The organism is Bacillus taeanensis, from assembly GCF_003318295.1.
Lineage (GTDB): Bacteria > Bacillota > Bacilli > Bacillales > UBA6769 > Maribacillus > Maribacillus taeanensis.
The window spans coordinates 255,335-278,304 of record NZ_QOCW01000002.1; the positions used below are offsets into that span (position 1 = coordinate 255,335).

Genomic DNA, 22,970 nt, shown 5'->3' on the forward strand with positions numbered 1-22,970 from the left:
AATGAACATGGTTGAGTATAGAGACGACTACAATAAATGTAAAAGATCAAGCAGTAAAAGCCCAGCAGTCAGGAAAAATATTAAGCCTTTTATTAACATCTGAAAAAAATGATGCCCTAAATGTAATCGCAGATACGTTAGAACAAGAATATAAGTTTATTTTAGAAGAAAACAAAAAAGATCTTGAGACAGGAAAGGAAAAAGGATTCAATGAGGCTTTTATGGATCGACTCCGGCTAACACAGGAGCGAGTAAACGATTTTGCGAATGGACTTCGCGACGTGGCAAAGCTTGACGATCCAATCGGCGATATTTTATCAGAGTGGACGTTAGAGAACGGCCTTCATGTAAAAAAAGTCCGTGTTCCACTCGGTGTAATTGGGATGATTTATGAAGCAAGACCAAATGTCACGGTAGATGCGACCGGGCTTGCATTAAAGTCAGGAAATGCAATTATTCTAAAAGGCGGATCTTCCGCACTTATTTCGAATCGAGCGATTGTATCTGTAATTCATCGTGCACTTGAAAAAACAAAAATTCCAAAAGAAGCTGTTCAATTTATTGCAACAACAGACCGAAGTGCGACAGAACAATTATTTACATTAAAAGAGCACATTGATGTCCTGATTCCACGCGGTGGTGCTTCTTTAATTCAAACAGTTGTAAACAATGCAACTGTACCTGTATTAGAAACGGGTGTAGGAAATGTTCATATTTATATTGATAAAGAAGCAGATGTAGAAAAAGCTTTAAACATTATGGTAAATGCGAAGACAGATCGTCCTGCTGTTTGTAATGCATTAGAAACCCTCATTGTTCAGAGAGACTGGTTACAAACGAATAAAGAAGCATTAATTTCTAAGTTTCACGAACACAGCATTACGGTTCATGGAGATGAAGAAATTTTAGAAATAATTCCTGGGGCTGTAAAAGCAGAGGAAAAAGATTGGACAGAAGAATATTTATGCTTAGAGTTAGCGGTTAAAGTTGTTAATAATGTTGAAGAAGCAATTGCCCATATTGAACAATACGGTACAAAGCACTCTGAGGCAATTATTACCGAGAATCAAACGACAGCACAGCAGTTTTTAAAAGCAGTTGATGCAGCAGCTGTTTATCATAATGCTTCTACTCGGTTTACGGATGGCGGGGCATTAGGATTTGGAGCAGAAATCGGAATCTCTACACAAAAACTTCATGCCCGCGGACCGATGGGCCTTTCGGCTTTAACAACGACAAAATATTGTATAACAGGCAATGGACAAGTTCGCTAGACTCATAAATCATATTTATAAATAAAATAAAGTGATTGATATGTGCTGATTTATAGGACACAAAACACTGCCTTTAAATCAGCACATATCAAACATTCAAAGAAGCATTATAATAAAAAATATAGTGATTTCGATAGGTTATAATGATAAAATTTTTTTTGATAAAGGATAAATGAGTGTGCTCTGAATAATAAGTGAAAGAATGATTGCACCAAAGGTTAAGGAAAGGATCGTATCGGTTTTACCTGCGCCTTGGGCAGCCAGCCCTAAAAGAAGGGCAACTGACATTGTTCCTTTAATGCCAGACCAAGTGATTAAAGTTACTTCTCCCCACCTAAACTTTTCTTTCCAAGATGGAAAAATTTTTAAAATAGAAGAAAGAACACCAAATCGAACGATTAACGATAAAACAAAAATAAGAAGGATAAAGCCTATATTGTTAAATTGTAAATACTTCATTGCTTCAAGACCGATTACAAGAAAAATAAGCGAAAGAATACTAGGTTCAATTACTTCCCAAAAGCCATTAAGATAACGGCGGAAAGTTTTCTCTTTCTCTGTTTGTTCTAATTTCCATGACAGCATAATTCCTGAAGCAACAGACGCTAATACTCCTGAGACCCCTAAGTGTTCAGCTAAATAAAAGCTTCCATAAGCTAAAATAATACTAAGCATCACTTGATATTGGTGGTGATGGGTGTAATGAATGGCTTTACTAAAGAGCCATCCAAATAGTATCCCGATGAACAGACCTCCTAACGAAACTTTGGTGAATTCAAGGAAAAAGGAAATTACTCCAAATTGTTCATTTTTTATATATACCTGGGAAACTAAAGTGAATAATACAATGCTCGTGCCATCATTAACCATTGATTCTCCTTCTACTACTTCTGCAATTTTAGGGCTGTTCGATGATTTTTTTAATATCGATACAACTGAAACGGGATCAGTTGGGGTAAGAATGGAAGCAATTAATAAGGCTTCAATAAATGAAAGTGATATGAAACTAAAAAAATAAATAGCGGTTCCGAGAAGCAGTACGGTTAGAATTAATCCGATTGTGCTTAATACGCTAATTACGCCGATATTTTTCTTTAAGCCGCCAATTTGGAACTGGTAAGCAGAAGTAAAAAGCAGGGCAGGTAGAAACCAGTTAAAAATCATATGCTTCGTAATTTCGACAGAAGAAAAGAACGAAAAAAAAGAAAGGCTAATCCCAATTAAGAGTAGCACCATTGGCACAGGAAAATTTTCTTGTTTCTTATCAATCGTAAATACGATATAGCCAATACATAATAACGTAATAATTTGATATGATTCCATAGAAAAAACTCCTTCAGAAATGATGGTAATTATATTCCCATGGAAAGGAAGAGGCAAACAGAACGGTTTATACGTTTTTTTAGAATAGATATTAAATTATTAAGTGAACCTATAAACGCGCTCAACGTAAAAAATCCGCTTCCATAAAGGAAACCGGATTTTTTACGTTATATGAGATTTTTATTATGGTTAACCAACGATTCCCTTAACAATTAAAAATAATACGGATGGTGCTAAGAGACAGCCTAAACCTGTATAAAATGTTGCAGTCATGGCACCGTATGGTACAAGTTTAGGGTCTGTTGCTGCTAAACCGGCTGAAACTCCGCTTGTGGTTCCCATTAATCCTCCATAAACAATAGCTGATTGAGGGTTATTAAGTCCAATAAATTTAGCAGCAAGCGGTGTTGCGATCATTGTTAAAATGGATTTCACTAATCCAGCAGCAATACTAAGAGCAATCACTTCTGAACTTGCTCCAACAGCTGCCCCAGTTATAGGTCCTACAATATATGTGGCAGCGCCTGCACCAATTGTAGTTAAACTTGCTGCATCTGTATAGCCGAATGCGTAGGCTGCAACAGCTCCAACAATAAAGGAAACGATAATACCTAAAAACAAGGAAATGATGCCGCTTAAACCCGCTTTTTTAATTTCATCAAACTTTACTCCAAAAGCAGTAGAGACAATCGCAAAATCACGAAGCATACCGCCGCCCATTAAGCCAACACCTGCAAATAGCTGCATATCAGAGAGCCCGCCTTTGCCGCCAGTGGTAATGCCGCCAAAATAGGCAAGCGCTAGTCCAGCGACAATTGCAATTGCTGAACCATGGATTCTTCCTTTTGTAAGCTTGTTTGAAATAATATAAGAAAGATACATAGTAATTCCAATCACTGCAAAAGCAGTAATCAGCTCGTTATCTACCATTGTCGTTTTTAAAAGTTCTACCATACTAAATAACCTCCCTTATTTTGCTTCGTCATATGCAGCAGCAGTTTCATTTTGATACGTATCTAGTTCATTTTGATTTTCATTTTTTCCAATCTTGCTTAATAATGGAACAAGAGCAAAACTGACTACAACTGCGCTAACACCTGCTATTAATGCTAGAGGACCTGCTTTTACTGCCGCTACTACATTTTGCTTTGCGGCCATTGCTACTACGATAGGAATATACATGGAGCTCCAAAAGGCAATTCCTGATTCTGATGGTTTATTTAGTTTCCCTTTCTTAATTAAATAATTACTAAGAAAGATTAACAGCAGCATCGCAATCCCTACACCGCCAATATTTGAGTCAACACCGACAATTTTACCTAACAATTCTCCAAAGAATACTCCTAACAGCATACAAATTGATAATAGTGCAACACCATATATAACCAACTATAAAACCTCCTGAATTTTATAGATTTATTAGGACAAAATTAGTAGATCGAGACAGTTTATTACTAAGCTTTCGTAATCTAGTAACTTGTCCGTTTTATTATTTAGTTAAGATAGCCTTCTTTGAAACCGCATTCATTTTTTCGTTGCTGATAAACATTGATGTGGTTGTCCTTTAAATCAAATAAATTAATAGCTTTGTATATATTAAGAAGAGATAAGAGGTAAAAAAGAATTGTGCAAATTATGTAACAAAGAGATGTAAGCGTATTGGATAAAAATAATTCACTTTTTCAACTCCTTTCTAATTGATTTAATCACAGAATTTAATGATAAATCAATATAATTAAAATATTTTGTTGTAAAAAGGTAATTTTTATACAGTCAACTGTCGACTGTATTATATTTTTCATTATAAGATACATATTTTTTATTTGCAACAACTTTCTGAAAATTTAACCTTTTTAATAAAAGTCTGACTTTTTATTGAATCTCTATATAATAGATTAATTTCAGAATATTTAAATTTGTATTCCCCTTAAAGTTATAATAAAATAAGTTTAAAATCGACTGTCGTCAATATGGAGAGGGAGATTGGTAGTGAAAAGTAATCAATTGTTTTTTAATAATTCATTATCTCATAAGATTGCTGAAAAAATAACGAATCAAATTATAACTGGTGAACTAAAACCAGGTGAAAAAATTGTTGAATCAGTTTATGCAGAAGAGTTTGGAACGAGCAGAGCACCAATTAGAGAATCGCTCTATTTATTAGCAACTGAGGGACTAATCGAGCGAATTCCTAGAAAGGGTGCTGTTGTCAAAGGTTATTCAGAAAATGAAATTTATGACATTCTTGATATTCGAGTACAATTAGAAAGTCTTGCAATGAAAAGAATTAAAATTTTTGGTGTGAATAACGAACTCATAAAAAAAATGGAAGAATTAATTGTGAGAATGACTAAAGTTGAAGACGATCGCCAGCAGTATGCTGGTCTAAATAGTGAGTTTCATATGTTTATTATTGAAATGAGCAAAAGCGACATAATAAAAGAAATGTATTGGAGACTAGGGCGTCCTTTACTTGCACTTCAGCAGCTTTCATTTTTAGAAGGAAAACATATAAAAAATTCGATCGAAGAACATGAACTTATTTTAAAATTATTAAAAGAAAGTTTCATCGATGAAGCGAGTGCTGTTCTTGAAAAGCATAATCAAGCTGTTATTAAAAGAGTTGAGAGTAAAATTATCAATAACACATCTGTAAATTAGTACCTGATTATGTTTATGAATGCTTCAATCCTTATATAGGAAAGATTAGCGGAATTCAGTATGTTTAGTAACAATATCTTTCTCTTTCACTTGCTTTGTTAAACTTCAATAGGATGAGAAAACAATTAGTGCCCGGAAGTACTTATTATCTATCTGGGCTTTTTTTCTCCAAACAACTTTATTCTTTTCCAAAACTTTTTATAATAAGTATTTAAATTTTTAGAAAATTCTTATTGACTTTTAAGGGGGAAAGGAATATTATTTACTTATAAAGTATAAAGTCGATTGTCGACAATATTCTGTATACTTATTATCGTTGTATTGGAAGTGAAAAAGTAAAATCAGGAAAATTTATTCAAGAAGGGAGAGCTTTTCTTATGAGGATTACAATTAGTCGAGTTGAGACCGATGGGAAAATTACACTTCAGGAAAGCGGTGGAATGGCTATTGTAACGATTCACCGTCCCCACTTAAAAAATGCGATGTCATCAAACATGTGGCGGGAATTAGGAGAAATTGGAAAGAGGATCCCTCAAAATCCTAAAACAAGAATAGTTATTGTGCGAGGTAGTAAGGGACAATTTACTGCTGGTTCTGATTTAAAGGAGTTTAATCAAATGACGGTTGAGGAAGCAAACGAAGCGTTTCGTTTAATGGAAGAAACGATATCTACGTTTGAAAAGATGCCGCTGCCAACGATCGCCGCGATAAGTGGTCCTGCATTAGGTGCCGGATTTGTTCTTTCCTTGGCTTGTGATCTTCGCGTTGGAACATCAAAAGCTAAAATGGGTATTCCGGTTGGGCGATTAGGAATTACACTACCTCAAGTGTTTGTAAGGCGAATTGAAAGTCTGATAGACAGAGGCAGAATGTTAGATTTAGTATATACAGGACGTTTACTAAATGCTGTAGAATCTTATCAGCTCGGTTTAATTAATTATATGCTGTCAGACGATGAAGATATTGACCACTATGTTATAGGTTTGGCAAAAAAGATAATGGGGCAGTCTCCAGCATCCCTTCTCGCAGTGAAGCGTTCTGTTGCTTATAGTAATCCTATTATTTCACTTCCATGGGATACAGGTGTTACAAGATGTGTTGATCCGGTTGATTTCCCTGAAGGGGTTCGTGCATTTGTAGAAAAAAGAAAACCAAACTTTAAAAGGAGAGGATAACATGTTACCACTTGAAGGAATTAAAGTTGTTGATTTAACAAGAATATTAAGCGGTCCATTTTGTACGATGACATTAGCTGACTTAGGAGCGGAAGTGATTAAAGTTGAAAGTCCACAAGGGGACGATACGAGACAATGGGGTCCTCCTTTTATTCAAGATGAAAGCGCATACTTTTTAAGTGTTAATCGAAATAAGAAAAGTATCGTTCTAAATTTAAAAGAAAAAAAAGGAAAAGAAGTTTTATTAAAACTAGTAAAAGAAGCCGATGTTGTTGTGGAAAACTTTCGACCAGGCACATTAAAAAAACTTCGTATTGACTATGACGTGTTAAAAGCTCATAACCCTGGAATTATTTTAGCATCGATTTCCGGATTTGGACAAACTGGTCCATATGCTCAAAAGCCGGGATACGATGTTTTAGCGCAAGGAATGGGCGGCTTAATGTCTGTAACAGGAGAGCCAAACGGTGCACCAGTAAAAGCGGGCTATTCGCTTGCAGATATCGGAGTGGGCATGTGGGCAACGATCGGTGTTTTAACAGCTCTTTGGGAAAGAGAGCGTTCTGGTGAAGGGCAGTGGGTCGATGCGTCCTTACTTGATACAATGGTTTCATGGCAAACTTATTTAGCAGGAAACTACTTTGCGACAGGGAAAAACCCTAAGCCATTAGGTGGTGCGCACCCTAACATTGCACCATATCAAGTATTTGAAGCATCCGATGGTCATTTCATTCTTGCGGTTGGAAATGACAGCCTTTGGAAATCATTTGTTGGCGCAATGAACATGGAGGAACTGAAAGGTCAGAAGTTCAGCACAAACCCAAATCGGGTTCAAAATCGAGAAGAATTAATTGGTCTTCTTGAAGAAGTATTTAAAGAGAGAACGAAGAACGAATGGGTTGAATTATTTGAAAGTGTAAAAATCCCATGTGGTCCGGTTAATCAATTCTCCGACGTTTTAACAGATGCTCATGTATTGGAGCGAGAAATGGTTATTGAAATGGCGCATCCAACGCTTGGGGCGTTAAAACAGCTTGGTGTCCCAGTTAAACTATCGCGCACACCAGGAGAGTTAAAAACAGTACCGCCTGCACAGGGTGAACATAGTACAGATGTTTTGAAGCAGCTTGGTTATAGTGAAAAAGAAATAGAAGCGCTTGTCAATGAAGGAGTAACCTCTCAATCAAACCAAATTCAATACACTTAACAGTCGACAATCGACTTTGTGTATATGCAAAATCTTCTCGCTGCACAGCCGTCAATTGTCTGTGCGGTGAGTGTAATAGTGAGGGATTTTATGTACTACATTATGTTTAATCAGTGGGAAGAGGTTATTTTTGAAAATATTAATGAAGTAACCGAAAAGCTAGTATGCGGTTGGAAATTATATGGTTACACAACAGATAAGAGATTAGCTTATTCATTAATCCATGAATGTAAACATTACTAAAATGAACGTTTTAGAACTGCCCACAAGAAAGTGAAATGGTAATGATGCTTATATGAAAATTTAAACAAAATATCGGAGTAGAGATAGTGGCAAGGATTTTAATTTGATTGATTGAAAGAAAAGGAGTATTTGATGATGCAAGTATTTGCACTTGTTGGTCCAAGCGGTACTGGAAAGAGTACCAGTGCACTTTCTTTTGCTCATAGTAAACACATACCTGCAATTATTGATGACGGTATGTTAATTTATAAAGGAAGAAAAGCAGCAGGGTTTTCGGCCAAATATGAAAAAAATTATATAACAGCCATTAAGCGAGCGATCTTTTTTTATGACGACCATTTAAAGGAAGTTCAAGAAGCTATTAACCTACTTGCCATTCATTCGATCTTGATTATCGGAACCTCTATTAAAATGGTAAATCAAATTGCTGAGAAATTAAATATTGGTATGATTACTAAGTATTATCATGTTGAAGAGATTCGCTCCTCGAAAGAAATAAATATGGCGTTATATGTACGGAAGACAGAAGGAAAACATATTATTCCGCTTCCTTATATACAAGTGGAGCATAATTTTATAAAAAGAATGATTATGCATGGAAAGAAAATTTTTTCTCCACAGAAGGAAATAATAGGTGAGACAACAATTATTAGGCCGAATTTTCAACAAGGGGTTATTCATATTTCCGAACATGTAATTAAACGGGTTGTTTCACATGGATGTACTTCCATAGACGAAGTAAGAGATTGTACTCAAATAGATGTTAATTTAACTGAGCTGCCAAAAGTAAAAGTTAACTTGTCGCTTTACTATACAGCAGATAAAACAATAACTGATATTGCGAAGATAGCCCAGGAAAAAGTAGCACAAGACATTAAAAAACTTTTTAATATAGAATTAGACACAGTTGATATTGTGGTTGAGAAATTAATTATAAAGGCTAATTAACACGTTTTGGTAAATGCACTTTCATTTTGTATATGTAATGATAAGCTGAGACCTTTTCTGAAAGTTGTTTTTATTTAAAGAAAGTTTACTTTAGTCGAGGGTTTAAAGTAAGTGTAAGAGTGTCGATAAGACTTCATCTCCTTAGATGAAGTCTTATCGACACTCTTATTTTTAATTGATAGTTTCTCAAAAAGGTGTTTTATGCTACTCTATAAACTGTAGGTAATCATACTTTAGTGCGCCGCTATGGTAACTCAAGTATGAAAAGCAATTACACATAGAACATATTTAAAGGAGTAGACCTATGGAAAAAGTACTTATTTTTGGACACAAAAACCCTGACACAGATACGATTTGTTCTGCACTTGCGTATGCTGATTTAAAAAACAAATTAGGCATTGACGCTGAGCCTGTACGTTTAGGTGAAGTGAGCGGTGAAACACAATATGCGCTTGATTATTTTAAAGCAGAAGCACCGCGCCTTGTGCAAACAGTAGCCAATGAAGCAAAAAATGTAATCTTAGTTGACCACAATGAGCGCCAACAAAGTGCTGATGACATTAATGAAGTTCGCGTATTAGAAGTTATTGATCACCACCGCATTGCTAACTTTGAAACAAGCGACCCATTGTACTATCGTGCTGAGCCTGTTGGATGTACGGCGACAATTTTAAACAAAATGTATAAAGAAAACGGTGTTGAAATTGAAAAGAACATTGCTGGGTTAATGCTATCAGCGATTATTTCTGATTCTTTATTATTCAAATCACCAACTTGTACAGATGAAGATGTAGCAGCAGCGAAAGAACTAGCAGAGATTGCTGGTGTAGATGCAGAAAGCTACGGATTAGAAATGTTAAAAGCTGGCGCTGATTTAAGCGATAAAACAATCGAACAATTAATTTCACTTGATGCAAAAGAGTTTACAATGGGCAGCAGCAAAGTAGAGGTTGCTCAAGTAAATACTGTTGATACGGATGATGTGTTTAAGCGTCAAGCTGAATTAGAAGAAGCCATTTCAGCGGTTATTTCTGAAAAAGGATTAGATTTATTTGTATTTGTTGTAACAGACATTTTAACAAATGATTCTACAGCATTAGCACTTGGTAATGAGACTGCTGCAGTAGAAAAAGCATTTAATGTAACATTAGATAACAACACAGCTGTTTTAAAAGGTGTTGTATCACGTAAAAAACAAATTGTTCCAAACTTAACAGAAGCGCTTAGCGCGAAATAAAAATAGTTATAGAACGAACCGTTGGCAAACAATCCGTTTGCCAACGGTTTTTTTATTTTCTCATATTTTGCGGGAGACAAGCGTTTATCTTGTCGACTTCTTTAATTCATTGTCGCAATAATGTGAACGTTTTCTTAATAAAATGATGCTTGTTTGTTATATAATGGTAGTAAGGAGTGTTGGTTTAATATGATAGAGAAGGAGGAAAATGGAGGTGAGTTAATTGAATATCCGTTTTATTAAATTATCAAAGCATGCCTATAAGCGTTTAATGGAAAGAGTAACATGGATGACAAGAGCAGAAGCAGAAAAATTTGTAAGAAAAGAACTTAATAAATGTCGGAGAATGGAAATTTTAGAAAATGGTGTTGCTTATATATACAAAGGAATTAAATATATTGTTCGAAATAACATTATTGTCACATTATATCTTGTTTAGCAGGGGGCCCATGTAAATGCATCTGTATAGAAGATTCCAGAAAAACTGGCGAAAGATCAAGCCGCCTTTTGATTAGTTTTTTTATAACATAACTTCTCTTTGCATGGAAAGTGTATAAAAGTAACGTCATATCTGCTTTCTCGTTAGCCTTTTCAACACTCCTTTATTAAGGATAATGAGGAAGGGACAGGGGAAATAAACATGTGTGTTATTATCCATAACTAAACGTCTGAATAATCTAAACTTCCGTATATTTGAATTCAACAGTACCGTTAAAGATTACATTTTCTCGCTCAGAGTCATCTTTTTGCGTTTCCATTGAAAATAGAATATTTTTTATTTCAAAGCAGTTTTCAAGCGGCTCTTTTTTACTAGAAAACCCAATAATTTCATTTACATAAACTTTATCGTAACAAGAGAAAGTTAAATTTTCCCCTGAAACAGTATTTTTACTTGTGACGCTTACGTTAAACAATGCATTTAAACAGCCGATTAATCGTATTCTAGTTGCTTCTGCTACGCAGCCCTCTAATTTTCTTCCAGTATGTGTTTCGTGTAATGGGACAGGAACTCTTAACATATCTGTACAGCAAACTAAATGATTTGTGTCAATTCCTAAGTGAACAGATCCATCCTTATTTATAGTAAAACCTTCAGGAATTAAAGTTGTGGAGGAAAATTTAACGACAGCATCGTTTGTTTCAACAGAGTTAGAATTATCTTCAGCATCCTTTGATGAATTAATGGTTTTCCCTACTTCAATTAACTCCCCAGTGCTCAAATTAACCTCGAAATAACGTTTCTTTTGTTCGGTGTTAGTTGACATAAAAATATCCCCTTTCCTTTATTACGTTAGGTACTTGAACCAATGTAAATACCTATTTATTACATTAGATGAGAATTAGCATTATTAGGAAACCGGCATATACCCCAGAGTAATTGCCTATTTTTATAAGATTTAATATTGCATACTGTTATTATGAAAAGAATGTATTTCTTTTTTGTTCAGTCAAAAGGGAATTGTCTTTTTATGCCGAATTTAATTTAGTAGATAAAAGGAGATGATAGCATTGGCAGCGAAAGAAAACGATCATATTATCAAGCTTGCTCATGAAGCAATTCAAAATAGAGCAAAAATCGATACATTAATAGAGCTCTTAATTGAAAAGAACTTTTTTACAGAAGAAGAGTGCGAAGAGAAGCTTCAAAAAGTTTTCAAAGTAAATAAGAAAGAATACATTGCTGATATTATGGATATGTATCCACAAAACTCTAAAGCTGAGTAAGAAAACACTCTAGCTTTAGAGTTTTTTCTTTTAATGAAAGCCATTAAAAAGAGCAGGATTTTTATTAGAAACCGGGAATATAATAACATGAAACGGTTAAAAAGGAGAAGATATCGGTGGAACCGCACTATTTTGTAAAGGAAGAAAGTGTTATTATACCGAGTGCTGAAGAAAAAGATTTGCTGAAAGAGTACAATGAAGCAAGAAGATACGGTGAAAAAGAGAAGATGTTGAAAAAAAGAGATGCACTTGTTCATCTTTATATTTATTATGGCGATTATTTTCATATGGAAAATCCGACTCCGATGTTTGTAGAGAATTATTTACAAAAAGCATTAGCATTAAATGAAACTCATCCACTTGCAAATTACCGAATTGCTCATTTTCATTATAAAAACCGCCAATATCTTGAAGCGCTGAATTCCTTTAAAAAATCTCTAATCGGTTCTGAAACAGAAAGGCTCAATGATACGCAGGAAATGCTTGCTCAAATGTTCATCGTAAATTGTGGTGTACTAGTTGCTAAAGAAGCACGAAAAGAAATTGAAACGATTAAAATCAATGCTTCTGTTCAATGTGACGAAGAGTTGGTAAATCGTTATGGAAACGAGATTGTTGTCGCAAGTGAAAAAATGATTGACCGAATGTTTTATTGTAAAATAACACCTCAGCAAAAAGAAATTATTTCAGAAGATATTTATTCTTCTATTATGGAAATGGAAGAAATCGATCGGGTACTTCTCTCAATAAGTGAACGTGGATATGAAGTGAAATTCCACGGACATAAGGCTACTCTTGATATTCCTTCTTTTTATATTTTTTATACGCTTTTAAAATCCAATCAGTTTATAACAGGAGAAGAGATTAGAAAAGAGCTGTTTGACAAATATTTAACTCAAGCAAGAAGTGATAGTTCCCTTCATCAAACATTCAGCAAGCTGAAAGAGCGCTTGCCTTTTTGGGATGAAATTATTGAAATGGCGTCGGTTGACAGTAAAACGGCTAGACGTTTAAAAAATCGATTTAGCTATTGTGTACTGTATCGAGCAAGCGATATTCTCCCAAAGCTAAAAGATAAACGGTAGAAAAATAACGTTCATAGGGTGAAATAAAGGTGAACTGGCTTACAGCTTGTAAGTCAGTTTTTTATAGTTAAATCTTATAATTCGTAACTTCTTCAATAAAGAAATTTGAGTGAGCAAAGAAAAAACAAAAAAATATTAACGCAGATGTTGACTTCCGCGAAATAAGGTGGTAAGATTAGTTTTGTCATCACGTATGACACATCATCTGGTGCTAGTTGGGGAGCTAGCGGTGCCCTGTACTCGCAATCCGCTGCAGCGAGGATGAATTCCTTTCTGAGGTTAAGATGTTTTAAGGTTAGCGTTTAAGAGGCAGTTATGAAGATTTCGGTCCTGTACAATGAAACTTCATGAATCCTGTCAGGTTCGGAAGAAAGCAGCAGTAAGTGAAATGTTTTCATGTGCTGCAGGGAAGCCGAGATTGAGCTGATTTCTGAAACAGCACTTAAAATAATTTTAATCGAAGTAAGGTGCGCCGGATATTTATTAAGAAATATTTTTTTAAAAAATATTTCGCGGATATTGACTTCTACGAAACATTATAGTAATATTGATATTGTTGCTGAGGTATGGTGACGATGAAAACATGTAGAGTTACTTTTTATGCCGGCCTAGCTCAATTGGTAGAGCAACTGACTTGTAATCAGTAGGTTGGGGGTTCAAGTCCTCTGGCCGGCACCATTTAAACTTGTGATAACTATTTGGAGTTAACTTCCTTGTTATCTTGAAATTGTAGTCCTTGTAGAGGGCGGTATTATACATCTTTGCGGGTGTGGCGGAATTGGCAGACGCGCTAGACTTAGGATCTAGTGTCTTACGACGTGGGGGTTCGAGTCCCTTCACCCGCACCATAAATATAAGTCCTGCCGGAGTGGCGGAATTGGTAGACGCACAGGACTTAAAATCCTGCGGAGGGTTGCTTCCGTGCCGGTTCGAGTCCGGCCTCCGGTACCATTATTAGGTTTATATGATAAATATAATTGATTATAATTATAATACTGCGCCCGTAGCTCAATTGGATAGAGCGTTTGACTACGGATCAAAAGGTTAGGGGTTCGACTCCTCTCGGGCGCGCCATATTGAAAAAGCGGAAGAAGCCCGCTATTTAAAAAACGGGAAGTAGCTCAGCTTGGCAGAGCACTTGGTTTGGGACCAAGGGGTCGCAGGTTCAAATCCTGTCTTCCCGACCATGCTGTTAAATTAGGATAAAATTGTTTATTTTATTTGGAGGAATACCCAAGTCTGGCTGAAGGGATCGGTCTTGAAAACCGACAGGGGCTTCACGGCTCGCGGGGGTTCGAATCCCTCTTCCTCCGCCATATTATCATAATGGCGATTGTGGCGAAGTGGTTAACGCATCGGATTGTGGTTCCGACATTCGTGGGTTCGATTCCCATCAGTCGCCCCATTTTATCATTTTATAAACAGCAAGCATTATTGGGGTATAGCCAAGCGGTAAGGCAACGGTTTTTGGTTCCGTCATGCGTTGGTTCGAATCCAGCTACCCCAGCCATTTTGCGGGTGTAGTTTAATGGTAAAACCTCAGCCTTCCAAGCTGATGTTGTGAGTTCGATTCTCATCACCCGCTCCAATTTTAAAATAAAAGTTTGAAATGGGCCTGTAGCTCAGCTGGTTAGAGCGCACGCCTGATAAGCGTGAGGTCGGTGGTTCGAGTCCACTCAGGCCCATCATTTCAATAAATTTTTCTTAAGATATGAACATAGATGGAGAAGTACCCAAGTGGCTGAAGGGGCGCCCCTGCTAAGGGTGTAGGTCGTGTAAGCGGCGCGAGGGTTCAAATCCCTCCTTCTCCGCCATACATATATTTTCATTACTATTGAAGGGTTTGACTTCTTTTTGCAAAGTCAAACCTTTTTTATAATTATCGTGAAATTTAATTCATAGAGTTTGATTTCTGCGAAAAAAATTGGTATAGTAAAAAATAATAATTGTAAAAGGGAGTATAAATGAAAATGGGGAATAAAGGGGAAATAAGTGACAGTATTGATTCCTACAGCACTTGGCTTTTGGAAGAGGGAAAATCAAAAAATACAGTAAAAACATATGTTGGCGTTCTTCATGCTTTTGAAAGCTGGTTAATTGAAAAAAAAAGAAACATCTATGAATTATCAACTGATGATATTCAAGGTTATATCAATTATTTACAAGCGTTGAACCGAAGTACTTCAACAGTAGAAAAAATATTTACAGCAATCCGCATGTATGCTCATTTTCAAAACAAGCTGGACCTTGTCCAAAATATTCAGAGAAAAGCAAAAAAGAAAACAATTGAAACACCGCCAGTTTCATTAAACCATAATGAACAAAACAAGCTGCTTCAGCGTGTAAAACAAGATCATAATTTGCGTAATATCACAATTGTTTATACCCTTCTTCATACCGGTATTCGAATTAGTGAACTATGTTTCTTAAATCGTTCAGATATTTTCATGATGGATGGAAAAGGAACCTTAACAGTTAGGAATGAAGATGGCAAAATCGACCGCAAAATTCCATTATCTCAAGAGACCCAATATTATTTAGAACACTACTTAAACGAATTAGAAACAGAAAGTGAAGCATTATTTTTATCGAATGTTTCTAACCGCATTTCACCAAGAGCTGTTCAATATATGTTAAAAAAATACAATGTCAATCCTCATAAACTCCGGCACACTTTTTGCCAAGAGCTTATCAATAAAGGAGTAAGCCTTGCTGTTGTAGCTAAATTAGCGGGTCATTCCGATATTAATGTAACAAGACGATATATTCATCTGCTATCTGATGAAATAGAAGATGCAATTGAACGAACATTTGCCTAACGAATAAAGGACTAAGCCGAGAAAAGTGGTTTAGTCCTTTATTATTAAACATGTTTAATTCGTATGATGTACTTTTTCGAGAGCGAGCTTCAAACCAAATCCTATTAACACAAAGGCTGTGATTCCTTCAATTACTTTTTGGGTTAATGGCCTTTTCATAAATGCGCTAATTTGGTTAATTAACGTAATATAAAGTAAAAACCAAAGGGCAGTTAAAAGTGTATAAGTCATTCCCATAGTAAGAAAAGGTAGAAATGCATCTTCTCCTGATTCAACGAACTGAGGTAAAAAAGTTAAGAAAAAGACTGCTACTTTTGGGTTTAAAAGATTAGTGAAAAACCCTTGTTTAAAGCACGACTTATTATTAGAAGTGCTGACTGAGTCACTATGGACAGCAGGAGTTTTTTTATTTTGTTTAATTGTCCATAACGCTTTAAAGCCTAGATACATCAAGTAAACGGCACCTACATATTTAAAAATGGAAAATAATAAAGCTGATTTTACAATAATTGCTGACAGGCCTACTACCGCAGCTAAGGTATGAATAAAAAGGGCGGAACATGTACCTGTCATCGTTTTAAATCCACCGATTCTTCCGGAAGTTAACGTATTTTTTGTAGCAACTGCCGTATCAGGTCCAGGTAAAAGGATAAGAAGGATACACATGAATACAAACAAATGAAAGTTAATCATTTTTTAACCACCATTCTTATTTTACTAAAATGAAAAAGATTTAAATTCAATTTATCACAGCAATGATTCCTTGTGAATAAAAAAATAAGCAAATTTACAGCTAAATTAATGTTTAAACGGTATAATTGAAAAAGTTAGAGTATTTAGAAAAAATAAGAGGTGAGAATAGTATGAAACCAAAGATTTTTGTTACACGTCCAATTCCAACAGAAGTAGAAGCATACCTTACAGAATATTGCAACTGTAAAATTTGGGATAGCAAAGAACCAACTCCACACGATGTGTTATTAAAAGAAATTCAAGATGTGCAAGGTATTTTAACTTCTGGGTCACGGGCAAAAATTGATAAAACTTTTCTTGATGCTGCACCTTATTTAAAAATTGTCAGCAACATTGCGGTTGGATATGATCAATTCGATCTTGAGGCAATGAAAGATCGAAATGTAATCGGTACCCATACACCTCATGTTCTTGATGAAACTGTCGCAGACTTAGTATTTGGTTTAATGCTTGGAGCGGCAAGACGGATACCTGAACTTGACCGCCAGCTAAGAAACGGTATTTGGCGAACAGAAGATGATAATAATTTTGGTGTGGATGTACATGGGAAGACACTTGGGATTATAGGGATGGGGAGAATTGGTGAAAAAATTGCCAGAAGAGCAGTCTTAGGGTTTAATATGCAGGTAATGTACTATAATCGCAGCCGAAACAAGGAAGTGGAAGAGAAACTAAATATCCAGTATGCAGATCTTCAACCGCTTTTAACAAATGCTGATTATATCGTTCTTATGATTCCTTTAACAAAAGAAACAATTCAGTTTATTGGGGAAGAAGAATTTAATATGATGAAGCCAAATGCAATATTTATTAACTGTTCACGCGGTCAAACAGTCGATGAAAAAGCATTAATTATGGCTCTACAGGAAGAGAAAATACGTGGTGCGGGACTTGATGTTTTTGAAAAAGAACCTATAGATCCAGATAATCCGCTGTTAAAATTGGATAATGTTGTTGCGGTTCCCCATATTGGTTCAGCAACTGATCAAACACGGTTTGATATGGCGATGCTTGCGGCAGAAAACTTAGTCGCAGGGGTAACTGGACAGCAGCCGTTAAATGTTGTTAAAGAATTAAAGCATCTTGTAGTATAATAAGACCTAATTATACTCTTTAATAAAGAAAGGCGATTATGATGACGGATACAAAAAAAACGGTTACAACTGTTCAATCGGTTGATCGTGCCTTGGAAATTTTAATAATTTTACAAGAATACCCGAACGGATTAGGAGTGACAGAACTGTCGCATCGATTAGATGTATCAAAAAGTACAGCCCATCGTCTGCTTATGTCTTTATATACGAAAGGGTTTGTAAAGCAGGATAAACAAAATGAAAAGTACTTATTAGGATTAAAGCTTATTGAATTAGGTGAAACGGTATCTCAATCATTGGATGTCCGCAAAGTGGCATCTCCATTTTTACATAAACTATCTGAAGAAACAGGTGAAACAGTGCACCTTGTAATTATGGAGGAAAATGAGATTGTTTATATTGACAAAATTGAAAGCTCGGCAACGATTCGGATGTATTCAAAAATAGGTAAGCGAGCGCCAATTCATTGTACAGGTGTCGGAAAAGCGATGTTAGCTTTTAAATCGCAGCAGGAAATTGACAACTTTATTAAGCATCAAACTTTTCCTGCCTATACGGAAAAAACAATTACATCTCCGCAGGAATTTAAAAAGCATCTCAATCAAATTCACATACAAGGCTTTGCAATTGATGATGAAGAACATGAGCTTGGAATAAAGTGTGCAGCAGCTCCGATTGTAAACTCTCGCGGAGAAGTAATCGCTGGTGTGAGTGTATCGTCACCAATTATGCGCATGACTGAGGAACGGCTTGTAGATTTTACAAATAAAATTGTGAAGACAGCAGCTGAAATTTCTCGTGCTCTTGGTGCATAAGTGTTGAAGAGGGAAGCTTGTCTTAATAAGGGCGACCTTGCGCTTTTTAGAAAGCTCCCTTCATAAATGTTCAGAAAAATGATTAAAAATTATTGACAACGCTTTCTTTTTATATTTTAATTAAAATATAGTTTAATAGTTATCGATTTTTTCTTTTTTATACTCCTATCACGGAACAATGTTCTGTATTAAGGAACATAAAGTGAGGTTGCTCTTAAAATGACGAAAAAGAAGGTGTGAGAATTGAAATCGTTAGATGTTGTTACCTTTGGAGAAACGATGGTGTTATTTCAGCCGGATGCGCAGCTGCCGCTTGAATATGTGCATAAATTTCAAAAGCAAATTGGTGGGGCAGAATCGAATATGGCGATTGGTCTGCAGCGGTTAGGTCATCGTGTCGGGTGGTTTAGTAAGCTTGGCAGTGATCCGTTTGGTCGCTATGTTTTGCAAACGATTCGCGGTGAAGGAGTCGATACATCAGCATGTCTTTTTACCGATGAAGCGCCGACAAGCGTCTTTTTTAAAGAAATGCGCTCTTCTGATGCGGTCAATGTTTTTTATTATCGAAAAAATGGGTCGGCAAGTTTGTTAAAACCTGAAGATTTAGATGAGGCATACATTTCACAAGCAAAAATCCTTCACTTAACCGGCATTACGCCAGCACTGAGCAACAGCTGTCTTGAAACTGTGTTTGCTGCAATTAACATCGCTAAACAACACGGCTTGAAAATTGTCTTTGATCCAAATATACGTATGAAGCTTTGGGGAAAGGAAAAAGCAAAAGCAGTTCTGCAGGAGATTGCAAGTTATGCTGATGTGATTTTGCCAGGTTTAGATGAGGGTAAGTTTATTATTGGAAAAACAACTCCTGAAGAAATTGCGTCTGCCTTCATTCAACGTGGTAACCAAACTGTTATTATTAAGCTCGGCAGTAAAGGTGCTTTTTATCAAACTGCTTATGAAAGCGGTTATGTGGAAGGATTTAAAGTAAATCATGTTGTCGATCCAGTTGGTGCGGGTGATGGTTTTGCAGCTGGAATAATAAGCGGAATCTTACGAAATGAATCGCTCCAAGAAACAGTGCGTAAAGGGAATGCAATTGGTGCAATGGTTGTTGGCGTAAATGGGGATATGGAAGGATTACCGAGAATGGAAGAAGTGGAAAGCTTTATGAATCAAACGAGTGAAAAAAGAGACGTTATTCGTTAAAAAAGAGAGGGAGAGATAGTTATTATGGAAAAACTGCAGAAACTAAATCGTTTAATTGAATCAGGACTTGTGGCGGTTATTCGTCAACCAAAGAAAGAACAAATTCATTACATTGCGGAAGCGTTAGTAGAGGGCGGTGTAGGGGCACTTGAAATTACGGTTGATACGCCTCATGCTTTTGAAATGATTCGCGATTTAAAAGAAACATATGGTGATCGCGTTCTTGTTGGAGCTGGAACAGTACTTGATGCCGAAACAGCGAAAACGGCAATTGATGCTGGTTCTGATTTTGTCTTTTCCCCAAGCTTTGATAAAGAAACGGTTGAAATAACGAACCGCTACGGAAAAATATCGATTCCGGGAGTAATGACGCCAACTGAAATTGTTCAAGCTTACAGTGCAGGAGCCGATATTTTAAAAGTTTTCCCAGGCGATGCTCTTGGTGTGAATTACATTAAAAACCTTCAAGGACCATTGGGACATATTCCGATGATGCCAACAGGCGGTGTTAGCGTTGATAATGTGGAACAATTTATTAAAAACGGAGCAGTTGCAGTAGGAGCAGGCGGATCGTTAGTAAATTCAAAAGCGATTGCTGAAGGTCGCTATGAAGTGCTTACTGAAACAGCAAAACAGTTTGTTGAAAATATAAAGAAAGCAAGAGGACAGCAGCAAATAACCGTTTAAGAAGATTTAACTTGAAAATTATTTAAAATCTTATATAATAATAAACATAAGTAAGCGCTTAACCTATATGAATTGTAAGACAGCAGCATATAAACTTCGAGATAGTGGTATGTTGTAAGTAAGCATAATGTGACTAATGAAACGAACGTATAAAAAAATTCCCCATTAAAATAATCGGAAAGTGGAACGGCACCACTTTTCAATCATTTCCATCAATAGGTTAAGCGTTTTACTTTTATGGATGTGTTGTATAAACTATTTTTAGGTACTATATAAGAAAAATGATAAAGCATAACCGTCTTTAAAGAGACGGTTATTTTTTATGTATGAATATCCTAATGCTTGATCTTTGAAACAGGGTGAATTCCAGCGTATCATTAAAAGATAAATATAAAATTTTAGTTAGAGTTAAAAGGGAGTGAGTCAATGCGGCCGATTCATAAGGAGAGTGTCCAAAAAGAATTAAACAAATATGTTGGGAAAAATAGTTATATTCATGTTGAAGTGATACCAGGAGGATTTGTTAGAAATGCAAATATTACGCTTTTAAAAGCTTTTATTGCCGAAGATGAATCATATCGAATTGCACTTAAGATTGAACATAATGGTTGGATTCGTGTTGAAGGAATTACTGATTATGAAGTAGATCATGAAGGACGACTTCTTTTAGCAGGGCATGATCCGCTCGGACGGCTAATGTCAGCACTCCAGTTAAGCAGCGTTCCTTTTAGTAAGTGAAAGGAGTAGGAAGGGTATGGAGGAAAAAAGAAAAATAGTCGCCGTATTTGCGCATCCTGATGATGAAACGTTTATATGCGGCGGTACATTAGCACATTATGCCAAACAGGGTGTTCATATTACTTTAATTTGTGCAACAAAAGGGGAAATGGGACGGCGCATGGGTAATCCGCCCTTTGTAAATCGAGAAACAATGCCAATGTTACGTGAGCAAGAATTAATTGCTGCATGCAGAGAGCTTGGTATTTTAGACTTAAAGTTTCTCGAAATTCGTGACAAAATGGTTGAATTTGAAGATGAAAATATATTAGTACAAAGAATTTTTTCAATCCTTGATGAAGTTCGGCCTCAAGTTTTGCTAACGTTTCATGAAAAACTCGGAGGCCATCCTGATCATTGCGCCATTGGAAAGGCTGCCACACTTGCTTTTCAAAAAATAACATCACCGAAATATAAGCCGAGTCTTTATTTTATCGCCTTTGAAGAAATGCTTTTAGAAGCAGGAGAGTTAGGGTATACAGACAAGAAAATAAAAGTAATAAATGTGAAAGATAGCCTTTATGAAAAAATGTTGGCATCAAGAGCCCATCGATCTCAAAGTGAATTAGAAGCAGGGTTATGGCAGTCAGATAGTGAGGCAATAAAAAGTATTCGAAAGCAAGAGTATTTTTTATGCGATGAAAAGATCGATAAATCAGAAAAAGACAGTCTATTTACATAGTAAAAAGGAGTGAGTGCATGTCTTCTATTGATGCATTATTTGTAAAAACCGAACGGCAAAAACAGCTTTTTACTAAAATAAGCGAGCTTGCAGATCGCTTTTCAGAGCGATCTGAAGAGATTGATCAAACAGGAAGCTTTCCATTTCAAAATATTGAAGAATTAAAAAGCGCTGGCTATACGAGCTTAACTGTTCCAAAGAAGTATGGTGGAGAAGGTACTTCCTTATATGAGCTTGTATTACTGCAGGAACGGTTAGCACAGGGCGATGCTTCTACAGCTCTATCAATTGGCTGGCATTTAGGAATTATTATGGATTTAGGAAATAAAGAAGCTTGGAAAGCGGAGACTTATGAAAAGCTCTGTAAAGAAGTTGTAAATGCAGGTGTTTTAATTAACAGCGCTGTAACAGAACCGATGACTGGAAGTCCAACTCGAGGCGCAAAAATGCAAACAACTGCTAAAAAAGAAGGTAATCATTGGGTATTAAATGGCAGAAAAACATTTACAACGATGTCACCGGTGCTTGACTATTTTATCGTTGTGGCTTCGGCATCAGGAAAAGACGATCCTGTTCAATTTTTAGTGCCCCGTGAAACAGATGGACTGCGAGTTGATGAAACGTGGAATACGATGGCGATGCGCGGAACAGGAAGTCATGATTTAATTTTAGAAAATGTGATACTTCCTGAAGAAAGTCTGGTCCAAGAATTAGACGCAGGTTCAAAGAGTAAAGCGAGCGGCTGGCTGCTGCATATTCCGGCATGTTATCTTGGAATTGCAGTGGCGGCAAGAAATTATGTGGTCGAATTTGCAAACAGCTACTCGCCTAACAGCATTTCAGGAACAATTGGTGAACTGTCAAACGTCCAGCAAGCAATTGGAAGCTTAGAGATTGAACTTATGAATGCCCGCTATTTTCTTTATTCGATTGCTAGAAAATGGGACGAAGAGCCGGAAACACGTTATCAGCTGCAAGCAGAACTGGGGGCAGCGAAACATGTTGCTGTAAATACAGCCCTTTCCGTTATTGATCAAGCAATGAGAATTACAGGAGCGCAAAGCTTGTTTCAGTCAAATCCACTTCAGCGTTATTATCGCGATGCGAGAGCAGGCTTACATAACCCACCGATGGATGATGCGGTTATCTCGCTCTTAGCCAAAAAAGCTTTAGATAAATTATAATAGTAAGAAATGACCGTTTTTTAAGCGGTCTTTTTTATAAAAAAATTTAAGAATGGGGATAGTAACACCTAA

At 36.2% G+C, this 22,970-nt stretch carries 23 protein-coding genes, 11 tRNA genes and 1 other RNA gene; 30 read left to right on the forward strand and 5 right to left on the reverse strand.

Annotated elements, in window-relative coordinates:
• Positions 1-11: 11 nt before the first annotated feature.
• A complete protein-coding gene (locus DS031_RS03690; RefSeq protein WP_113804585.1) occupies positions 12-1,274 on the forward strand; it encodes a glutamate-5-semialdehyde dehydrogenase in 1,263 nt (420 codons plus the stop codon).
• Positions 1,275-1,412: 138 nt separating this feature from the next.
• On the opposite strand, the gene DS031_RS03695 is transcribed toward DS031_RS03690, so the two are convergent.
• From DS031_RS03695 to madL, 3 genes are all read right to left on the reverse strand, one after another.
• Positions 1,413-2,597 carry a cation:proton antiporter gene (locus tag DS031_RS03695; protein WP_113804586.1) on the reverse strand — a complete coding sequence of 395 codons (1,185 nt, stop codon included), beginning with the start codon at positions 2,595-2,597 and terminating at the stop codon, positions 1,413-1,415.
• A gap of 189 nt (positions 2,598-2,786) precedes the next feature.
• On the reverse strand, positions 2,787-3,551 hold the full coding sequence (gene madM / locus DS031_RS03700) for a malonate transporter subunit MadM (RefSeq protein WP_113804587.1): 765 nt from the start codon (positions 3,549-3,551) through the stop codon (positions 2,787-2,789).
• A gap of 15 nt (positions 3,552-3,566) precedes the next feature.
• The gene (gene madL / locus DS031_RS03705) at positions 3,567-3,986 is read right to left on the reverse strand and encodes a malonate transporter subunit MadL (protein ID WP_113804588.1); all 420 of its coding nucleotides are present in this window, start codon (positions 3,984-3,986) and stop codon (positions 3,567-3,569) included.
• Between the two features lie 600 nt (positions 3,987-4,586).
• Between madL and DS031_RS03710 the strand changes: the two genes are divergently transcribed.
• The 7 genes from DS031_RS03710 (at position 4,587) to DS031_RS03735 (ending at position 10,507) form a co-directional block, all read left to right on the forward strand.
• Positions 4,587-5,258 carry a GntR family transcriptional regulator gene (locus DS031_RS03710; protein WP_113804589.1) on the forward strand — a complete coding sequence of 224 codons (672 nt, stop codon included), beginning with the start codon at positions 4,587-4,589 and terminating at the stop codon, positions 5,256-5,258.
• Positions 5,259-5,635: 377 nt separating this feature from the next.
• On the forward strand, positions 5,636-6,433 hold the full coding sequence (locus DS031_RS03715) for an enoyl-CoA hydratase/isomerase family protein (RefSeq protein ID WP_113804590.1): 798 nt from the start codon (positions 5,636-5,638) through the stop codon (positions 6,431-6,433).
• Between the two features lies 1 nt (position 6,434).
• A complete protein-coding gene (locus DS031_RS03720) occupies positions 6,435-7,640 on the forward strand; it encodes a CaiB/BaiF CoA transferase family protein (protein ID WP_113804591.1) in 1,206 nt (401 codons plus the stop codon).
• 90 nt (positions 7,641-7,730) lie between these two features.
• The gene (locus DS031_RS23345) at positions 7,731-7,883 is read left to right on the forward strand and encodes a hypothetical protein (RefSeq protein ID WP_181832996.1); all 153 of its coding nucleotides are present in this window, start codon (positions 7,731-7,733) and stop codon (positions 7,881-7,883) included.
• Between the two features lie 135 nt (positions 7,884-8,018).
• On the forward strand, positions 8,019-8,831 hold the full coding sequence (locus tag DS031_RS03725; protein WP_113804592.1) for a hypothetical protein: 813 nt from the start codon (positions 8,019-8,021) through the stop codon (positions 8,829-8,831).
• 304 nt (positions 8,832-9,135) lie between these two features.
• A complete protein-coding gene (locus DS031_RS03730) occupies positions 9,136-10,068 on the forward strand; it encodes a manganese-dependent inorganic pyrophosphatase (RefSeq protein WP_113804593.1) in 933 nt (310 codons plus the stop codon).
• 223 nt (positions 10,069-10,291) lie between these two features.
• A complete protein-coding gene (locus tag DS031_RS03735) occupies positions 10,292-10,507 on the forward strand; it encodes a hypothetical protein (protein WP_113804594.1) in 216 nt (71 codons plus the stop codon).
• Between the two features lie 238 nt (positions 10,508-10,745).
• On the opposite strand, the gene DS031_RS03740 is transcribed toward DS031_RS03735, so the two are convergent.
• Complete coding sequence (locus DS031_RS03740; RefSeq protein WP_113804595.1) at positions 10,746-11,333, reverse strand: hypothetical protein; 588 nt, start codon at positions 11,331-11,333, stop codon at positions 10,746-10,748.
• Positions 11,334-11,577: 244 nt separating this feature from the next.
• Between DS031_RS03740 and DS031_RS03745 the strand changes: the two genes are divergently transcribed.
• The 15 genes from DS031_RS03745 to DS031_RS03815 all read left to right on the forward strand — a co-directional run bounded on the left by DS031_RS03745 (position 11,578) and on the right by DS031_RS03815 (position 15,697).
• Complete coding sequence (locus DS031_RS03745; RefSeq protein WP_113804596.1) at positions 11,578-11,793, forward strand: hypothetical protein; 216 nt, start codon at positions 11,578-11,580, stop codon at positions 11,791-11,793.
• Between the two features lie 116 nt (positions 11,794-11,909).
• Positions 11,910-12,878 (forward strand): hypothetical protein, encoded by a 969-nt coding sequence (locus DS031_RS03750; RefSeq protein WP_113804597.1) that lies wholly within the window; start codon positions 11,910-11,912, stop codon positions 12,876-12,878.
• 206 nt (positions 12,879-13,084) lie between these two features.
• Positions 13,085-13,353: signal recognition particle sRNA large type (ffs, locus tag DS031_RS03755), an RNA gene on the forward strand.
• A gap of 127 nt (positions 13,354-13,480) precedes the next feature.
• Positions 13,481-13,556: transfer RNA gene (locus tag DS031_RS03760), tRNA-Thr, on the forward strand.
• An 85-nt stretch (positions 13,557-13,641) separates the two neighbouring features.
• Positions 13,642-13,726: transfer RNA gene (locus tag DS031_RS03765), tRNA-Leu, on the forward strand.
• A 14-nt stretch (positions 13,727-13,740) separates the two neighbouring features.
• A tRNA-Leu gene (locus DS031_RS03770) sits at positions 13,741-13,829 on the forward strand.
• A 46-nt stretch (positions 13,830-13,875) separates the two neighbouring features.
• Positions 13,876-13,952 (forward strand) — tRNA-Arg (locus tag DS031_RS03775).
• Between the two features lie 36 nt (positions 13,953-13,988).
• Positions 13,989-14,065, forward strand: a tRNA-Pro gene (locus DS031_RS03780).
• Between the two features lie 36 nt (positions 14,066-14,101).
• Positions 14,102-14,194 (forward strand) — tRNA-Ser (locus DS031_RS03785).
• A 13-nt stretch (positions 14,195-14,207) separates the two neighbouring features.
• Positions 14,208-14,283 (forward strand) — tRNA-His (locus tag DS031_RS03790).
• 30 nt (positions 14,284-14,313) lie between these two features.
• A tRNA-Gln gene (locus DS031_RS03795) sits at positions 14,314-14,388 on the forward strand.
• Between the two features lie 4 nt (positions 14,389-14,392).
• Positions 14,393-14,466 (forward strand) — tRNA-Gly (locus tag DS031_RS03800).
• 23 nt (positions 14,467-14,489) lie between these two features.
• Positions 14,490-14,563 (forward strand) — tRNA-Ile (locus DS031_RS03805).
• A gap of 38 nt (positions 14,564-14,601) precedes the next feature.
• A tRNA-Ser gene (locus tag DS031_RS03810) sits at positions 14,602-14,692 on the forward strand.
• A gap of 156 nt (positions 14,693-14,848) precedes the next feature.
• Positions 14,849-15,697, forward strand: a complete 849-nt coding sequence (locus DS031_RS03815; RefSeq protein WP_181832997.1) for a tyrosine-type recombinase/integrase — start codon at positions 14,849-14,851, stop codon at positions 15,695-15,697.
• Between the two features lie 54 nt (positions 15,698-15,751).
• On the opposite strand, the gene DS031_RS03820 is transcribed toward DS031_RS03815, so the two are convergent.
• Positions 15,752-16,390, reverse strand: coding sequence for a LysE family translocator (locus DS031_RS03820; RefSeq protein WP_113804599.1), 639 nt, complete (start codon positions 16,388-16,390; stop codon positions 15,752-15,754).
• 170 nt (positions 16,391-16,560) lie between these two features.
• Here DS031_RS03820 and DS031_RS03825 point away from each other — a divergent pair, with 170 nt between their 5' ends.
• The 7 genes from DS031_RS03825 to DS031_RS03855 all read left to right on the forward strand — a co-directional run bounded on the left by DS031_RS03825 (position 16,561) and on the right by DS031_RS03855 (position 22,898).
• On the forward strand, positions 16,561-17,544 hold the full coding sequence (locus tag DS031_RS03825) for a 2-hydroxyacid dehydrogenase (protein ID WP_113804600.1): 984 nt from the start codon (positions 16,561-16,563) through the stop codon (positions 17,542-17,544).
• Positions 17,545-17,585: 41 nt separating this feature from the next.
• Positions 17,586-18,359: an IclR family transcriptional regulator gene (locus DS031_RS03830; RefSeq protein WP_113804601.1), complete on the forward strand. Its 774-nt coding sequence runs from the start codon at positions 17,586-17,588 to the stop codon at positions 18,357-18,359.
• Positions 18,360-18,602: 243 nt separating this feature from the next.
• Positions 18,603-19,568 carry a sugar kinase gene (locus DS031_RS03835; protein ID WP_113804602.1) on the forward strand — a complete coding sequence of 322 codons (966 nt, stop codon included), beginning with the start codon at positions 18,603-18,605 and terminating at the stop codon, positions 19,566-19,568.
• A gap of 24 nt (positions 19,569-19,592) precedes the next feature.
• Positions 19,593-20,255, forward strand: coding sequence for a bifunctional 4-hydroxy-2-oxoglutarate aldolase/2-dehydro-3-deoxy-phosphogluconate aldolase (locus tag DS031_RS03840; protein WP_113804603.1), 663 nt, complete (start codon positions 19,593-19,595; stop codon positions 20,253-20,255).
• A 426-nt stretch (positions 20,256-20,681) separates the two neighbouring features.
• Positions 20,682-20,993, forward strand: a complete 312-nt coding sequence (locus DS031_RS03845) for a DUF1806 family protein (RefSeq protein WP_113804604.1) — start codon at positions 20,682-20,684, stop codon at positions 20,991-20,993.
• Between the two features lie 16 nt (positions 20,994-21,009).
• Positions 21,010-21,714 (forward strand): PIG-L family deacetylase, encoded by a 705-nt coding sequence (locus DS031_RS03850; protein WP_113804605.1) that lies wholly within the window; start codon positions 21,010-21,012, stop codon positions 21,712-21,714.
• Positions 21,715-21,731: 17 nt separating this feature from the next.
• Entirely contained in the window at positions 21,732-22,898 is a 1,167-nt protein-coding gene (locus DS031_RS03855) for an acyl-CoA dehydrogenase family protein (RefSeq protein ID WP_181832998.1), read from the forward strand.
• Positions 22,899-22,970 lie beyond the last annotated feature (72 nt).

Coding starts and splice junctions, on each gene's coding strand:
- DS031_RS03695 (WP_113804586.1), bottom strand. CDS start 2,597: ATGGAATCATATCAAATTATTACGTTATTATGTATTGGCTATATCGTA.
- madM (WP_113804587.1), bottom strand. CDS start 3,551: ATGGTAGAACTTTTAAAAACGACAATGGTAGATAACGAGCTGATTACT.
- DS031_RS03715 (WP_113804590.1), top strand. CDS start 5,636: ATGAGGATTACAATTAGTCGAGTTGAGACCGATGGGAAAATTACACTT.
- DS031_RS03720 (WP_113804591.1), top strand. CDS start 6,435: ATGTTACCACTTGAAGGAATTAAAGTTGTTGATTTAACAAGAATATTA.
- DS031_RS23345 (WP_181832996.1), top strand. CDS start 7,731: ATGTACTACATTATGTTTAATCAGTGGGAAGAGGTTATTTTTGAAAAT.
- DS031_RS03725 (WP_113804592.1), top strand. CDS start 8,019: ATGCAAGTATTTGCACTTGTTGGTCCAAGCGGTACTGGAAAGAGTACC.
- DS031_RS03730 (WP_113804593.1), top strand. CDS start 9,136: ATGGAAAAAGTACTTATTTTTGGACACAAAAACCCTGACACAGATACG.
- DS031_RS03740 (WP_113804595.1), bottom strand. CDS start 11,333: ATGTCAACTAACACCGAACAAAAGAAACGTTATTTCGAGGTTAATTTG.
- DS031_RS03815 (WP_181832997.1), top strand. CDS start 14,849: ATGGGGAATAAAGGGGAAATAAGTGACAGTATTGATTCCTACAGCACT.
- DS031_RS03820 (WP_113804599.1), bottom strand. CDS start 16,390: ATGATTAACTTTCATTTGTTTGTATTCATGTGTATCCTTCTTATCCTT.
- DS031_RS03825 (WP_113804600.1), top strand. CDS start 16,561: ATGAAACCAAAGATTTTTGTTACACGTCCAATTCCAACAGAAGTAGAA.
- DS031_RS03830 (WP_113804601.1), top strand. CDS start 17,586: ATGACGGATACAAAAAAAACGGTTACAACTGTTCAATCGGTTGATCGT.
- DS031_RS03840 (WP_113804603.1), top strand. CDS start 19,593: ATGGAAAAACTGCAGAAACTAAATCGTTTAATTGAATCAGGACTTGTG.
- DS031_RS03845 (WP_113804604.1), top strand. CDS start 20,682: ATGCGGCCGATTCATAAGGAGAGTGTCCAAAAAGAATTAAACAAATAT.
- DS031_RS03850 (WP_113804605.1), top strand. CDS start 21,010: ATGGAGGAAAAAAGAAAAATAGTCGCCGTATTTGCGCATCCTGATGAT.
- DS031_RS03855 (WP_181832998.1), top strand. CDS start 21,732: ATGTCTTCTATTGATGCATTATTTGTAAAAACCGAACGGCAAAAACAG.